Origin of the sequence: Mycobacterium lacus, assembly GCF_010731535.1 — a bacterium.
Classification (GTDB): Bacteria; Actinomycetota; Actinomycetes; order Mycobacteriales; family Mycobacteriaceae; genus Mycobacterium; species Mycobacterium lacus.
The window spans coordinates 2,199,530-2,213,591 of the sequence record NZ_AP022581.1 but is presented as its reverse complement, the minus strand read 5'-3'; the positions used below and the strand labels follow the sequence as shown (position 1 = coordinate 2,213,591).

Sequence of the window (14,062 nt, the reverse complement as noted above, 5' to 3'; positions counted from 1 at the left end):
CAAATGCCGACATCAAGCCGTCGATTGGCGAGCGGGATGAATGGGTCCCGGTGCCAGCGGCGCCGGTGGCGGCTTGCCGGCGGCCGCCCCATAGTCCTCGGGAAACGCCTGGATTGTCATGCGGATCTCCTCGTTGATGTGGCGGTGATTGCCCAGGCGAGGTGATAGTTCGCCCCCGTTTGGTCGCCTTCGATTAACGCGTTGATCGCGGCCAACAGCATCCAGTCGGCTACCGCGGCGAGGTCATGGTTTGGGTAGGCCGCCAGCACCGCGTGTTGCATTTCGGTTGCTCTGTCGCGCAGTAGCTCGGCCTCGTTGTCCGGCACTCCGTAATTGCGCGTCGCGGCCACCGCGACCGCTTGGGCGATGCGGGGTAATCCGTCGCGGCGGCGCACGGAGTCGGCCAGTGTGGGTCCGAGTTCGTCGATCTTGGGCAGGGTGCGGGCGGTGCGGTCGCCGGTCAGGGTGGGTGTGTCTGGTTCGGGTTCGCCGAGGTAGCCGTGGGGTTGGTGGGCCGCGGCGATTGCGACGGCGCCCAGCAGGTCGACGACGTTGGCGTCGGCGCGCCGGGTGGCCGGCTCGAGTAGCGTCACGTGGGCGGGCAGCCGAACATGCGGGGGTATCCAGCCGCCGGCCAGGTCGGTGACCAGCAGCGTGGTCCGGTTGTCCTCGCGCAGCCCGGCCGCCCACGCTAAGCCCGGTTCTTGGCGGGCTACCGCGTCGACGATGCGCCGCAGGCGTTGCTGCTCGGCGGTTCGGCTGGCGGTGTCGCCGGCGGTGGCTCCGGCCGTGGCCGCGGCGGTGGCTCCGGCGATTGGCGGGGCGCCGCTGGGGGGTTGACCCGGGGTGGTGGCTTGCGCGTCGGATTTGACGACGGGCGACATCACCGAACCCCCGGCTGCAGGCGACGAGGGCGCTACCGCGGCCCCCGAGACCGGACCGGCCGGGACCGACGGGGCTGCGGGTGGGGTGACGACCGGTGGGCGCAGGTCGGAGCCGTAGGCCGGCAGCGGTCCCGCCGACGGGCTTCCGGCCAGTGGCGGAGCCGAACTAGCCGCCGGGCCGGCGGCCATCACGGGCGCTACCGGGGTCATGCCGCTATCCGTGGGTGATGGCGCCACCGGCGCCGGGCTTGCAGCCGCCGGGCCGGCGTCTTGCCAATGCGGCAGCGCGGCCGTCGTGGCCGGGACTGTCGGGGTGGCCATCACCGGCGATGTCGCCGGCGGCGCGGCCGACGACAGGGGTTCGGAGGCCGCGTGCATCGCGCCCTCCGACAACGACTGCGCACCGGCGGCCGCCGGCGCGCCGGTCATCATGCCGGTGGTGAACGACTGGCCCAACGACTGCGGTGAGAGCGGTGCGGAAGACGCCGCCGCCGGCGGCACAGCGGCCGGCAACGACGGGCCGCTAATGCCAACCGCGGTTGGCGCACCTGGTGGTGACGGTGGCGTGACGGTACCGGGTGATGGTGGGGCGGGTGATGCTGGCTGGCTACTGCCGAACGCCGATGCTGTCGATGACCTCGGTGTGCCGCCACCTGGCACCGATGCACCCGGTGCCGGCTGACCACTGCCGAAGGCCGACGGTGCCGATGACCTCGGCGCGCCGCCACCTGGCACCGATGCACCCGGTGCCGGTTGATCACTACCGAATGCTGACGCTTCTGGTGGAGAATCCGCTGGCGGCGAACGCAAGTCGTCTGCGGTGAGTGGGCGCGGCCGCGGGGGACTGTCGAGGTTCACACCGTGGAGCCAGGTGCGGGCGTCACCGCCGATGGTCTCGTCGAGCACTCGCTGTGTCGCGTCAATGATGTTCGACATTGCAGTTGCTCCGGCATGGGCGGCCATGGCGTTGGATTCCTCGATAACCAGGTTCACGGCCGCAACTTTCGCCTCTATCGATCCTTTGCCAGCAAGGATCTGGTCGATCTGCTGATTACCGGACTGTGCGATCTCGGTCAGTCCATCACGCAAATGATTCACTGCATCCGCGACTCGATCGCTTTGGTCACTTTTGACCTCGCACTGGCGCACGATGGTGGCCAGACGCTGCTCGCCACGCCAATACCGCTCGATCAAATCGTCGGCCGTGCGTCCCCGATTGCGGGACAACTGTGACCGTTCGTTCTGTAGGTCGGTCGCCTCGTGGCGTTTGAGCTCTGCTGCCTCGCGCCAATACGTGACCGCGGCGGTCGGCGCGTCGGGCCGTGCGGGCCACCACGCGCCGACCAAGAGCGCCGACCACTTGCCCGGCGGCAGGTCAGCCGCCACCGCACACGGCCTTCATTCGCGCGTCCTTAGCGTTGACGTCATCAACCATCGCCTGCCACTTCGGATCGTCCCGGTGCAGAAAGCTAGCCGTCGCGCTGGCGCTGGTGAACGCCTCAGCCAGTGTCATCGCGGCGGCACGCTCGGCGGGCGCTAGCGCCGGGGTCGCACTCACTGCTTGCTCAAGCATCACTGCCCCATTCACAGTGGCGACCCCTGCGAGCGCCCTGTCACCACCATGGGTGTCGATTTGGACCGAGCGCGCCGCTAGCTTGTAGACGTCACACAACTTCTGATGCGCGGCAGCGGTTTCCGCAGCGGTGTACGTGGGTGCGGCCGTCGTTCCCGGGACCGCCGCTGGCCCGCTGGTCGTAGGGCGTGTCAATGCCACGATCAAAGCTGCGGCGCCCAGCACAACGGCCACTATGGCGAGGCCGGCCACACCCACGAGTGGCCAGGTGCGTGAGCGCGCTGGGTGTGTGGGATAGGTCGGTGTCCACTGGCCTGTGGTGGGTGGGGGAGTACTCGTCATCCGACTAAGGCTATTCGCGCCGCTGTTTTTGCGCACTCCAGTGCCTATCGGCAGCGCGTGCGGTGATCCGGTCCGCAACCGCGGCAAAGTCATGACTTAAGAGGCCGCCAGCACCGCGTGTTGCATTTCGGTTGCTCTGTCGCGCAGTAGCTCGGCCTCGTTGTCCGGCACTCCGTAATTGCGCGTCGCGGCCACCGCGACCGCTTGGGCGATGCGGGGTAATCCGTCGCGGCGGCGCACGGAGTCGGCCAGTGTGGGTCCGAGTTCGTCGATCTTGGGCAGGGTGCGGGCGGTGCGGTCGCCGGTCAGGGTGGGTGTGTCTGGTTCGGGTTCGCCGAGGTAGCCGTGGGGTTGGTGGGCCGCGGCGATTGCGACGGCGCCCAGCAGGTCGACGACGTTGGCGTCGGCGCGCCGGGTGGCCGGCTCGAGTAGCGTCACGTGGGCGGGCAGCCGAATGTGCGGGGGTATCCAGCCGCCGGCCAGGTCGGTGACCAGCAGCGTGGTCCGGTTGTCCTCGCGCAGCCCGGCCGCCCACGCTAAGCCCGGTTCTTGGCGGGCTACCGCGTCGACGATGCGCCGCAGGCGTTGCTGCTCGGCGGTTCGGCTGGCGGTGTCGCCGGCGGTGGCTCCGGCCGTGGCCGCGGCGGTGGCTCCGGCGATTGGCGGGGCGCCGCTGGGGGGTTGACCCGGGGTGGTGGCTTGCGCGTCGGATTTGACGACGGGCGACATCACCGAACCCCCGGCTGCAGGCGACGAGGGCGCTACCGCGGCCCCCGAGACCGGACCGGCGGGGACCGACGGGGCTGCGGGTGGGGTAACGACCGGTGGGCGCAGGTCGGAGCCGTAGGCCGGCAGCGGTCCCGCCGGGGCGCCGGCGGTTAGCGGTGCGACGGAACTGGCGGGCGCGCCGGCGGCCATCACGGGCGCTACCGGGGTCATGCCGCTATCCGTGGGTGATGGCGCCACCGGCGCCGGGCTTGCAGCCGCCGGGCCGGCGTCTTGCCAATGCGGCAGCGCGGCCGTCGTGGCCGGGACTGTCGGGGTGGCCATCACCGGCGATGTCGCCGGCGGCGCGGCCGACGACAGGGGTTCGGAGGCCGCGTGCATCGCGCCCTCCGACAACGACTGCGCACCGGCGGCCGCCGGCGCGCCGGTCATCATGCCGGTGGTGAACGACTGGCCCAACGACTGCGGTGAGAGCGGTGCGGAAGACGCCGCCGCCGGCGGCACAGCGGCCGGCAACGACGGGCCGCTAATGCCAACCGCGGTTGGCGCACCTGGTGGTGACGGTGGTGTGACGGTACCGGGTGACTGGGGATGCTGGCATTACCGGTGAAACGCCTGATGGGACCGGCGTTGGTCATGGACCACCAACCCCAACGAAGGTTCCAGGCATCGACTACTCATTGCCCGCCGCTGATGCATTGCGGGTCCTAAAGTATCCAGGTGCTGAGTTCTCGCGATTGGCGGACGGGGGTGTTCCGCCCAGTGTGTTTGAGGGCTACGAACCGTTAGCTGGACGAACCGTGCAGGAATTCGAAAGGGAATTCACGATTGCGGGCTCAAGCGGCGAAATACGGTGGGATTGGGACGTTCAAGCTCCCAACAATGGATTCGCGGGAGATCCGTTGGAGACCAATCACATCCCCACCGATCTCCGGCTCGACCGCCTCGGGTCAAACGCAGGAGGCTACCTGTCGCCTGAGGGAACCCCGCTAGTGGAACGTGCAACTCCTCCTGGCCTAGCAGCGCAATACCACGTATTCGAAGGTACCGGCAGATCAGTCCCGCCGGGCAAGGATTGGCTGGTGTTGCATGGCTCTGCCAAGGATGCATTCGGTCAGCCCGGCGGCAGGGTGCCGGAAAAGTCGCGTCTCATGAGGTCAGGACCAGTTTGAGGGCATGGTCTGGGTGTGTGGCGTGGTGGCGTAGGCCGGCGGCGATGTTGTCCCAGCCGGTGATTCGCAGGATGCCGATGGCGAGGTTGCGGCAGGTGGCCATCACCCGTGGTGCTTGGCCGGTGCGTACCTGCGAGGAGTCCTCGGCGAAGGTGACGTCTCGGACCCAGTGGAGGCGATTTTCTATGCTCCAGTGCCCTTGGACCCAGGTGGCGAGCCGCTGGGGCGGTGCGGCCGTGTGGTTTGCTGAGGTGATCAGGTACACGACCTCGACGGTTTTGCTTCCGTCAACGGTGACGGTGCGGCGCAGCTGGGCGACTTGGGTTGCACCGGGAAAGTCGATCCAGTCGGGAACGTCGGCGACCTTGATCGAACGGGTGATGTGTCGGCCACGCTCAGCGGCCCGGGTCGTGTGGGCGGGCATGTCCTTCCAGGGCAGTGTCTTGAGCTTGTGGTGCAGGGTCGGCATATTCGCCTTCACTGTGAACACGTAGTCGCCGCCTGCGCCGGTGATGAGTGTGGCGGTATCGGTTTGGTGTGCATCGCATCGAGGGTCACCACTGCATCGTCGAGATCGAGATGCCTCAACAGTGTTCGCGCAGCGGGTATTTCGTTGCTCTTTGCGTCGACGGCCACCTGTCCTAGCACGACTCCGGCACCGTGGTCGAATGCGGCGATCAGGTGTGGGGCCTTGCCACCAGCGCGGGTGCGCGCGCCTCGGATCGTCTTGCCGTCGATGGCGATCACGCGACGCTGCTCGACGGTGAAGGTTCGCGTCCACATCCACACGCCCAATGCTTGGTCGAGGGCGTCGGCATCGAGGCGGGCGAACAATTTGCGCAACGTCGATTCGTCCGGGCGCTGCCGCTGGTGACTCCGAACGAAGCCAGTGTGCCACTTGCCGCCTCTGCGGCCCATTGGCCGATCGCCGCGAACGACCGGCACCCGGCCAAGGTAGCTGTGACCGCCAGTGCGAGCACCCCGGCCAACGAGTAGCGCACCCCGCGCCGGTCGCGTGGGTCGGGCACTGTCTGCAGGGCTTGCAACAGGCGTTCGTGGCGCGTCGGGTTCGCATCGGCAGGCGGCGTCGGAGAAGATGGCACGTGGGTGTGACCTCGGGTTCGGATGGTTGGCTTCGCAACCTGCATCCAAGCCCGTTGGCCACACCCGCCACATCCGACACGCCGGTCACACACTGATAACGGCCGAGGTCACAGCTCTACGCATCAACCTTTCCGGCGCCCTGAGCCCGGCGGCGGCGAACAATGGATCGTCCTTGACACGAAGACCGGACGGCCGGTTCCGGTTGAGGAATTGATTAAAGCGCGACTACTAAAAGAAGTCGATCCACCAAAATGATATACTGGTCGTCCAGATTTGAAGGAGCCACATGGTGGTCTTGAAAGCAGCTGATCCTGCTGTTGTTGAATTGATTGATCGATATAATAGGTGGCGACAAATATACTGCTATGCAGGCAAATCGGCACCCGATGACGCTGACTTGAATGGCGGTCGCTTATACTTTCGTTACGGCTATCCCTATCCGGATTGGTGGGCTTTCATGCTCGAGGCCACCGCAGAGGACCATTATCGGTGTCTACGAGCTTCAACGGAGCGCAGCGTAACTCCGATTGAATCGGCTCAAGGAACTTTTGCGCGAATTCAAGATGCCGGGAAATACATGATCTATGAAGTAGCGGAATCGCTCCGAATTAGTTGCCGACTGGAACCCATAAGTTGGCGATGGGACGACGCGGGCCTCGATCCCCGGGTAGATGCCTATGTTCAAAGTGATCAGGTGGTCAAATATGTACTGCGGAGCAATCCCAATGCTTACTTTGTCATGACGCGCGGTGATGTGCCGTACAGTCACATCCTTCCGCTCTCGTATGACGAGTTAGATGCCGTGCTTCTCGAAGGCTTTCCCGAGAGCGTTACGGCGCGGTTGAATGCCGAACCAAGCTGACGAACTGCCAGGCTAGTTACCACGACTCGCTCAACAGCCTCAGCCAAGCGTTCACGGTCTCGCACGCCGACTCGAACCAGCAGCTGTCGATGACCCAACAGCTGGACATCGACGTCCGCAGCCTCGAGCTGGACCTGCACTACATCCGCCGACTCGACCTCTTCGGGGCCCCGGGCGTCACCGTGTGCCACGGGCTCGGGCCAAAGGAAGCGAACCTGGGTTGCACCACCGAACCACTCTTCGCCAAGGTGCTGCCGGAGATCGCGACTTGGTTGAACGCACCCGGGCACGCCGGCCAGGTCATCCTGCTGCTCATCGAGGACCAATTGCAGGACCCGACGGCGTACGCGTCGGCGCTCGCCACCTTCGACCAAGTGCTGCGGCGCCCGAACGGAACAAGCCTCATCTATCACCCCGACCCGGGCCAGCGCGCCGCCAACGGCTGCGTCCCGCTGCCGCGTGACGTGTCGCGCGACGACGTCCGTGCCTCCGGCGCGCGGGTCGTGCTCGTCAGCTCCTGCGTCCTGGGCTGGTCGACCACCGTCTTCGACTGGACCAACGAAGAGGTGCAAAATGGCTCGACCTCCGGGTACCGGCCGTACCCGACGTGCGATGCCAGCTACGGCACCCCCGTCTACGCCTCCAGACTGGTCCGCTACTACGAGGACTCCACGCTCGTCGCGGCCCTGGTCAACCCGACCCGGCCACCCGCCAATCCGGAGGCGCTCACCCCGGCGAAGGTGCGGGCGATGACCGACTGCGGCGTCAACCTGTTCGGCCTCGACCAGCTGCTCCCCGAGGACGGGCGTATCCAGGCCTCGCTATGGAGCTGGGCACCGGGCGAACCGCGCCCGGGCGCCGGAACCTGCGCCCTGCAGGGAGCGGACGGTCGCTGGGTCGCCGCGCCCTGCGGCGACGCGCATCGCGCCGCCTGCATGAGCGCAAACGGCACCTGGACCGTGACGCCGAGTCCCGTGACGTTCGCCGCGGCCCCGTCGGCCTGGGCGGCCGTCGGCGTAACCTTCGCGCTGCCCCGAACGGGCGACCAGAACGCGCGCCTGCACGCCGCGGCCGGGCCCACCGGTGGCACATGGGTGCGCTACGCGGTTCCGGCGGAAGCTACTCCGTACCCCGGTCAAGCAGATCCGAGGACCCAAGCACTCGCTCCACCTGGACCTCGATGACCACCCGGCGGGGGTTGGGCCGCGGGGTTCGGTAGCGCTGGGCGTAGCGCAATTCGGCGTCGCGCACGGCGTCGATCTCGCTGTTCACCGACGCCTTGCCCTCCAGCGACAGCCAGCGGGCGCCGTCGACCTGGCTCAAAACCGCCAACCCGCCACGATCGGCGTTGACCGCCTTCTGGGAGCCGCCGGTGGTGATGACCCGAGCGACATGGGTCTTGGGATCGAACGTGAACCCCACCGCCACCACATGCGGCGAACCGTCGGCCCGCAGCGTGGTCAGCATGGCCAGATGACGTTCGGACAGAAACGCCAGCGCGTCCTCGGTGAGCCGGGTGGTGGTGGTAGGCATCGCCCCCACGCTAGCGCAGGTCATAATCGCAGCCGTGGAGGACACGGGCGCAGGTCCGGTGCTAATTTTGGGCGGCCGCAGCGAGATCGGCACCGAGCTCGCGCGACGCCTGGCCCCCGGGGCCACGGTGATACTGGCCGCGCGCAAAGCCGACCAGCTCGGCGCGCAAGTCGCCGCGCTCCGTAAAGCCGGTGCCGTCAACGTCCACACCAGGGAGTTCGACGCCGACGACCTGGCCTCGCACGGTCCGCTGGTCGCCTCGATCATCGCCGACTACGGCCCCATCGCCACCGCGGTGCTGGCCTTCGGGATCCTCGGGGACCAGGCCCGCGCCGAAACGGACGCAGCGCATGCGATAGCCGTCGTGCACACCGACTACGTCGCCCAGGTCAGCATGCTCACCCATCTGGCCGCCGCGATGCGCACGGCGAACAAGGGATCACTGGTGGTGTTCTCCTCGGTGGCCGGGGTGCGGGTGCGCCGTGCGAATTACGTCTACGGCTCGGCCAAGGCCGGCCTGGACGGCTTCGCCAGCGGGTTGGCCGACGCGCTGCACGGCTCGGGGGTGCGGTTGCTGATCGCGCGGCCGGGGTTCGTCGTCGGGCGCATGACCGCGGGCATGACGCCCGCGCCGCTATCCAGCACCCCTGCGCAGGTGGCCGCCGCCACCGCACGCGCGTTGACCAAGGGGCGGCGCACCGTCTGGATACCGTGGGCGCTGCGGCCGATGTTCTTCGCGATGCGGCTGCTGCCGCAGTTCGTGTGGCGCCGGATGCCGCGATGATCCGCGCCGGCGACGATGCAGAGCGAAGCGATGGGGAGGAGCGGCGCTTATGATCGTCGTGGTCGGCATCGGCGCCGACGGGATGGCCGGGCTATCGGAGGCATCACGCTCCGAATTACGAAGGGCCACAGTGATTTACGGATCAAGACGACAGCTCGACCTGCTCGACGATACCGTGCCCGCGCCGCGCCGCCAGTGGCCGTCGCCGATGCTGCCCGCGCTGCAGGCGCTGCCCGTCGACGGCGCCGACGTGCACGTGGTCGCTAGCGGCGACCCGCTGCTGCACGGCATCGGCGGCACCCTGATCCGGTTACACGGCGCCGCCAAAGTAAGAGTGCTGCCCCACGTCTCCGCGGTGACGCTGGCCTGCGCACGAATGGGGTGGAACGCCCACGACACCGAGGTCATCAGCCTCGTCACCGCGCAGCCGCGCACGGCGGTGCGCCGCGGCGGCCGGGCGATCGTGCTGTCGAGCGACCGGTCCACGCCGAAGGCCCTGGCGGTGCTGCTCAACGCCCACGGCCGCGGCGACTCCGAGCTCAGCGTGCTCGAACAGCTCGGCGGCCCGGGCGAACGCCGCCGCGACGGCACCGCGCGGGACTGGGCCACCGCCACCCAGGACGACATCGACGACCTCAACGTGATCGCCGTCCGCTACCTGCCCGACGAGCGCGTCTCATCCCTGCCCGACGACGCCTTCGTCCACGACGGCCAGATCACCAAGCACGGGATCCGGGCGGTCACCTTGGCGGCGCTGGCGCCGCGGCCCGGGCAGCGGTTGTGGGATGTCGGCGCGGGCTCGGGCAGCATCGGCGTCGAGTGGTGCCGAAGCTGGCCGCACTGCACCGCGGTCGCGTTCGAACGCGACGAGCGGCGCCGCCTCAACATCGGATTCAACGCCGCCGCCTCCGGCGTGGAAATCGACGTGCGCGCCGATGCGCCCGGCCAGTTCGACGGCGCCCCCGAGCCGTCCGTCATCTTCGTCGGTGGCGGGCTGACCCAGCCCGGACTCCTCGACGCCTGCCTCGACCGCCTGCCGACGCAAGGACGCCTCGTCGCCAACGCCGTCACCGCGGAATCGGAAGCCGTACTGGCACAAGCCTATTCGCGACACAAAGGCGAGCTAAGGCGCTTCCAGCACTACCGGGCCGAGCCGCTGGGCGGCTTCACCGGCTGGCGTCCGCAGCTGCCGGTCACCCAGTGGGTGGTGAGCAAGCGGTGACCGTGTATTTCATCGGCGCGGGCCCCGGCGCCGCGGACCTGATCACCGTCCGTGGCCAACGGCTGCTTCGAAGATGCCCGGTGTGCCTGTATGCGGGTTCGATCATGCCCGACGACCTGCTGGCCCAGTGCCCGCCCGGCGCGAGGATCGTCGACACCGGTCCGCTCACGCTCGAACAGATCGTCACCGAACTCGCCGACGCCGACGCCGCCGGTCGCGACGTGGCGCGGCTGCACTCCGGTGACCCATCGCTCTACAGCGCGCTGGCCGAGCAGTGCCGCCAACTCGACGCGCGGGGCATCGACTACGAAATCGTCCCGGGCGTACCGGCTTTCGCCGCGGCGGCCGCGGCGCTGGGACGCGAGCTCACCGTCCCCGGTGTCGCGCAGACGGTGACGCTGACCCGCGTGGCGACCCTGTCGACACCGATGCCGCTCGGCGAAAACCTGGCCACGCTGGCCAAAACCGGCGGGACCCTCGTCCTGCACCTGGCGGCAGCCCAGATCGACCACATCGTCGGCCAACTGGTGGTCGGGTGCTACCGACCCGAAACACCGGCCGCGGTAGTGGCTTTCGCGAGCTGGCCACAGCAGACCGTGCTGCGCGGCACCCTGGCCGACATCGCCACCCGGATGCACGACGCCGACATCACCAAGACCGCCGTCATCGTCGTCGGGGACGTGCTGGCCGCCGAGGGGTTCACCGACAGCTACCTGTACTCGACTGGGCGCATCCGGGGGACCCACTGATGCGGGTGCTGCTGCTCGGCGGCACGGCCGAGGGGCGCGCGCTGGCGAAAAGCCTGCACCCCCACGTCGACATCGTGAGCTCCCTGGCCGGCCGGGTGCCGGACCCGGCCCTGCCGGTCGGCCCGGTGCGCATCGGCGGGTTCGGCGGTGTCGACGGGCTGCGACGCTGGCTGCACGCGGAGCGCATCGACGCCGTCGTCGACGCCACCCACCCGTTCGCGGCGACCATCACCGCGCACGCGGCCGAGGTGTGCACCCAGTTGCGGCTGCCCCACCTGGTGCTGGCCCGCCCGGCGTGGGATCCCGGTGCCGCCACCGTCGTGGCCTCCGACGTCGAAGCGGCAGAAGCCATTGCCCGGCAACGCTATTCACGGGTCTTTCTCACCACCGGTCGCTCGGGCGTCGCGGCCTTCGCCGACAGCGACGCCTGGTTTTTGATCCGCGCGGTGACCGCCCCCGACGGTGCCTTGTTGCCGCGTCGCCACCAGCTGGTGCTGTCCCGCGGGCCGTATCGCTACGACGACGAAATCGCGCTCCTCGGCGAGCACCGCATCGACGCGCTGGTCACCAAGAACAGCGGCGGCGACATGACCCGGGCGAAGCTGGATGCGGCTGCCGCACTGGATATATCGGTGGTGATGGTGGCGCGGCCGCCATTGCCGGCCGGGGTGACGGCGGTCGGCACCGTCGGCGAAGCCGCCGATTGGGTCGCCAGACTGCGCTAACCGGTCAGGTCGTCGCGCTCGTCGTCGGCGAGCAGGGCATCGCGCGCTCGGGCGACGCGGGACCGGATGGTGCCCACCGGGCAGCCGCACACCGCCGCGGCGTCCGCGTAGGACAGGCCAAGGAGCTGCGTGAGCAGCAGCGCTTCGCGTTGCTCGGCGGTGAGGTCGGCGATCATCGTGGTCACTTCGACGAGGTCTTCGAAGCCGCGGGCGTGGCGATCGCTGGCGAGCAGGTGTTCGGGATCGGCGCCGTCGGCGGCGCGGGGCCGCGATTGGATGTGGCGGATGTGATCGGCGACCACCCGGCGCGCGATGGCCAGCAGCCAGGTCCGGGCGGTGGAGCGCCCGGAGAACCGCTGGATGGCGCCGATCGCCCGCAGGAAGGTTTCCTGTGTCAGGTCGTCCGCGCTGGCCGCGTCCGACAGATAGGTGACAAACCGCCACACGTCTTGCTGGGTGGCCTTGATGAACGCCTCGAGCGCCCGCGAGTCCCCGGCCGCGGCCGCCAAGGCGAGCGCGGTAACGGCCTCGTCGTCGCTGGACGCGCTCATGGGCATCCACCTTAAACGGGAAGGCGCGCCCTGCCTACGACCGGCTGTCGTAGAACGGTTGATCGGCCAGAGGTGTCCGCGGCGCCGACCGTGTGACGCGGCTGTCGGCGGGGTGGGCGTGACGGGTTCGCCGTCGTTTGGCCGCGATCGCCGCGACCCGCTGCGGTCTCGTGCCACCAGCAACGCGAACGCCAGGCCGGCCAGCACCGGTGCGTGACTGGCGATGCGGGCCGCGGTCACCTGGCCATTCCAGGCGTCGATGGTCACGTAGTACACCAGCGCCAGCGAATACGCGCCGGCAATCGCGGCCACGCCCACCGCCGCGCCGGTCCAGATGCCGGCCGCGATCATGGCCAGCCCCAACGCCAACAACCACGCGGTGGACTCGTGCAGCAAATGCGCGCCGGCCATGGTTCCAGGCGCGCCGGGCATGGCATCGTGCCCGTGGGCGGACATGATGCCGAAATCGATTCCGCCGATTTGGGCGGCCGCGATCGCCACCTGGAGCACGCCGACCGCGAGCAGCCCCCATCGGCGGTACCGCGAGCCGGGTCCGCGCAGCCAGCGGCGATACCACGGGGTCGACACGACGCCGGCGCTCGCCAGGATTCTGTCGGCGAGGTCGGGCCCCTGACCCGGGTCAACGGTGGCGAATCGGCGGGTCTGTGCGGCCGCGTCGATCAGCCAGGCCCGGCACCTGCGGCACGATTCCAGATGGGCATCGACCTGCTGCGCGAGCACCTGCGGCTGCTCGCCGTCCAGTCGCGCAGACAGCGCCTCCCGCGCAACGTCACACCGCATCCCTGCATCGTCGCGCATGGCTGCTCGGCGCGCAAAGACCGGGCCAAACGTGCATCATGCCCACACCCGCCGGTGAGGGCATGTGATACTGCGGCATGCGCGAAAGCGGTAGGCCGGACACCGGCTTCGGCCGTCGAGAGCTGCTGCTGGCGGTGACCACGCTGGCGCCCCTGGCGGCTTGTGCGCGTCACCCGAACACCGCTCGTCCGGCGGCGCCGCCCACCCGGGCACGCCAGGATCTGGCCGCACGCTTTGCCGAATTGGAGCAGAAACACCAGGCGCGGCTGGGGGTGTATGTGCCCGCAACCGGCCCCACCGCCGAGATCGCATACCGCGCGGATGAGCGGTTCGCGTTCTGCTCCACGTTCAAGGCGCCGCTGGTCGCGGCCGTGCTGCACCGCGGTCCACTCACGCGCCTGGACAGGGTGATCACCTACACCAGTGACGACATCCGGTCGACGTCGCCGGTGACCCAGCAACACGTCCAGGACGGGATGACCATCAAGCAGCTGTGTGACGCGGCGATCCGCTACAGCGACGGCACCGCCGCCAACCTCCTGCTGGCCGATCTGGGCGGGCCCGCGGCGTTCACTGGGTACCTGCGCAGCCTGGGCGACGCCGTCGGCCGTTTGGATCAGGAAGAGCCGGAGCTGAACCGGGACCCGCCCGGGGACGAGCGCGACACCACAACTCCTCACGCGATTGCCCTTGTCTACCAACAGCTTGTCCTCGGTGATGCCTTGAACACCGACAAGCGGGCGATGCTCACCGATTGGATGGCGCGCAGCACCACGGGCGCCAAACGCATCCGGGCGGGATTTCCCGCCGATTGGAGGGTGGTCGACAAGACGGGATCGGGCGACTACGGACGAGCCAACGACGTCGCGGTGGTGTGGTCACCCAGCGGTGACGCCCACGTCGTCGCGGTCATGTCCGATCGCGTGGCCGGCGGGTATGACGCCGAACCCAGCGACGCCCTCGTCGCCGCCGCGGCGACTTGCGTTGCCGAGGTCCTCGCGTAATCGCTTCGCCCG

The 14,062-nt window shown here is 68.8% G+C and carries 12 protein-coding genes and 4 pseudogenes; 8 read left to right on the top strand and 8 right to left on the bottom strand.

Features of this window, described 5'->3' with window-relative positions:
• Positions 1-116: 116 nt before the first annotated feature.
• The 3 genes and pseudogenes from G6N24_RS10065 to G6N24_RS10055 form a co-directional block, all read right to left on the bottom strand.
• On the bottom strand, positions 117-2,270 hold the full coding sequence (locus G6N24_RS10065) for a DUF5631 domain-containing protein (protein WP_085159024.1): 2,154 nt from the start codon (positions 2,268-2,270) through the stop codon (positions 117-119).
• Positions 2,260-2,799, bottom strand: coding sequence for a hypothetical protein (locus G6N24_RS10060; protein WP_163745481.1), 540 nt, complete (start codon positions 2,797-2,799; stop codon positions 2,260-2,262). The genes G6N24_RS10065 and G6N24_RS10060 overlap by 11 nt, the downstream gene beginning before the upstream one ends.
• A gap of 70 nt (positions 2,800-2,869) precedes the next feature.
• A pseudogene (locus G6N24_RS10055) lies at positions 2,870-4,159 on the bottom strand (DUF5632 domain-containing protein); the annotation flags it as partial.
• 130 nt (positions 4,160-4,289) lie between these two features.
• Here G6N24_RS10055 and G6N24_RS24435 point away from each other — a divergent pair.
• Positions 4,290-4,697: a TNT domain-containing protein gene (locus G6N24_RS24435; RefSeq protein WP_331253228.1), complete on the top strand. Its 408-nt coding sequence runs from the start codon at positions 4,290-4,292 to the stop codon at positions 4,695-4,697.
• Here G6N24_RS24435 and G6N24_RS24430 read toward each other — a convergent pair.
• Positions 4,675-5,531, bottom strand: a pseudogene (locus G6N24_RS24430) (ISAs1 family transposase). The gene G6N24_RS24435 and the pseudogene G6N24_RS24430 overlap by 23 nt on opposite strands.
• The gene (locus G6N24_RS24425; RefSeq protein ID WP_232070740.1) at positions 5,441-5,845 is read right to left on the bottom strand and encodes a transposase family protein; all 405 of its coding nucleotides are present in this window, start codon (positions 5,843-5,845) and stop codon (positions 5,441-5,443) included. The pseudogene G6N24_RS24430 and the gene G6N24_RS24425 overlap by 91 nt, the downstream one beginning before the upstream one ends.
• A 242-nt stretch (positions 5,846-6,087) precedes the next feature.
• On the opposite strand from G6N24_RS24425, the gene G6N24_RS10040 reads away from it, so the two are divergent.
• Together G6N24_RS10040 and G6N24_RS10035 are read left to right on the top strand one after the other, a co-directional pair.
• Complete coding sequence (locus G6N24_RS10040) at positions 6,088-6,663, top strand: hypothetical protein (RefSeq protein WP_139822157.1); 576 nt, start codon at positions 6,088-6,090, stop codon at positions 6,661-6,663.
• 20 nt (positions 6,664-6,683) lie between these two features.
• Positions 6,684-7,775: pseudogene (locus G6N24_RS10035) on the top strand (hypothetical protein); the annotation flags it as partial.
• A gap of 7 nt (positions 7,776-7,782) precedes the next feature.
• On the opposite strand, the gene G6N24_RS10030 reads toward G6N24_RS10035, so the two are convergent.
• Positions 7,783-8,220, bottom strand: coding sequence for a F420-dependent biliverdin reductase (locus G6N24_RS10030; RefSeq protein ID WP_372514565.1), 438 nt, complete (start codon positions 8,218-8,220; stop codon positions 7,783-7,785).
• A 10-nt stretch (positions 8,221-8,230) separates the two neighbouring features.
• Between G6N24_RS10030 and G6N24_RS10025 the strand changes: the two genes are divergently transcribed.
• From G6N24_RS10025 to G6N24_RS10010, 4 genes are read left to right on the top strand one after another with little or no spacing between them, the layout of a single operon-like run.
• On the top strand, positions 8,231-8,980 hold the full coding sequence (locus G6N24_RS10025) for an SDR family NAD(P)-dependent oxidoreductase (RefSeq protein WP_085155759.1): 750 nt from the start codon (positions 8,231-8,233) through the stop codon (positions 8,978-8,980).
• Between the two features lie 49 nt (positions 8,981-9,029).
• Entirely contained in the window at positions 9,030-10,202 is a 1,173-nt protein-coding gene (gene cbiE, locus G6N24_RS10020; protein ID WP_085155755.1) for a precorrin-6y C5,15-methyltransferase (decarboxylating) subunit CbiE, read from the top strand.
• Positions 10,199-10,951, top strand: a complete 753-nt coding sequence (cobM, locus tag G6N24_RS10015) for a precorrin-4 C(11)-methyltransferase (protein ID WP_085155774.1) — start codon at positions 10,199-10,201, stop codon at positions 10,949-10,951. Before cbiE ends, cobM begins: the two co-directional genes overlap by 4 nt.
• Positions 10,948-11,676: a cobalt-precorrin-6A reductase gene (locus G6N24_RS10010; RefSeq protein ID WP_139822158.1), complete on the top strand. Its 729-nt coding sequence runs from the start codon at positions 10,948-10,950 to the stop codon at positions 11,674-11,676. The genes cobM and G6N24_RS10010 overlap by 4 nt, the downstream gene beginning before the upstream one ends.
• Here G6N24_RS10010 and sigC read toward each other — a convergent pair.
• Both sigC and G6N24_RS24415 read right to left on the bottom strand, forming a co-directional pair.
• The gene (gene sigC, locus G6N24_RS24420) at positions 11,673-12,227 is read right to left on the bottom strand and encodes an RNA polymerase sigma factor SigC (RefSeq protein ID WP_232070789.1); all 555 of its coding nucleotides are present in this window, start codon (positions 12,225-12,227) and stop codon (positions 11,673-11,675) included. The two genes, G6N24_RS10010 and sigC, sit on opposite strands and share 4 nt — an antisense overlap.
• A 207-nt stretch (positions 12,228-12,434) precedes the next feature.
• A pseudogene (locus tag G6N24_RS24415) lies at positions 12,435-13,028 on the bottom strand (DUF2275 domain-containing protein); the annotation flags it as partial.
• A gap of 95 nt (positions 13,029-13,123) precedes the next feature.
• Between G6N24_RS24415 and bla the strand changes: the two are divergent.
• A complete protein-coding gene (bla, locus tag G6N24_RS10000; RefSeq protein WP_085155749.1) occupies positions 13,124-14,050 on the top strand; it encodes a class A beta-lactamase in 927 nt (308 codons plus the stop codon).
• Positions 14,051-14,062 lie beyond the last annotated feature (12 nt).

Coding starts and splice junctions, on each gene's coding strand:
- G6N24_RS24425 (WP_232070740.1), bottom strand. CDS start 5,845: ATGCAGGTTGCGAAGCCAACCATCCGAACCCGAGGTCACACCCACGTG.
- G6N24_RS10040 (WP_139822157.1), top strand. CDS start 6,088: ATGGTGGTCTTGAAAGCAGCTGATCCTGCTGTTGTTGAATTGATTGAT.
- G6N24_RS10030 (WP_372514565.1), bottom strand. CDS start 8,220: ATGACCTGCGCTAGCGTGGGGGCGATGCCTACCACCACCACCCGGCTC.
- G6N24_RS10060 (WP_163745481.1), bottom strand. CDS start 2,799: ATGACGAGTACTCCCCCACCCACCACAGGCCAGTGGACACCGACCTAT.
- cbiE (WP_085155755.1), top strand. CDS start 9,030: ATGATCGTCGTGGTCGGCATCGGCGCCGACGGGATGGCCGGGCTATCG.
- sigC (WP_232070789.1), bottom strand. CDS start 12,227: ATGAGCGCGTCCAGCGACGACGAGGCCGTTACCGCGCTCGCCTTGGCG.
- bla (WP_085155749.1), top strand. CDS start 13,124: ATGCGCGAAAGCGGTAGGCCGGACACCGGCTTCGGCCGTCGAGAGCTG.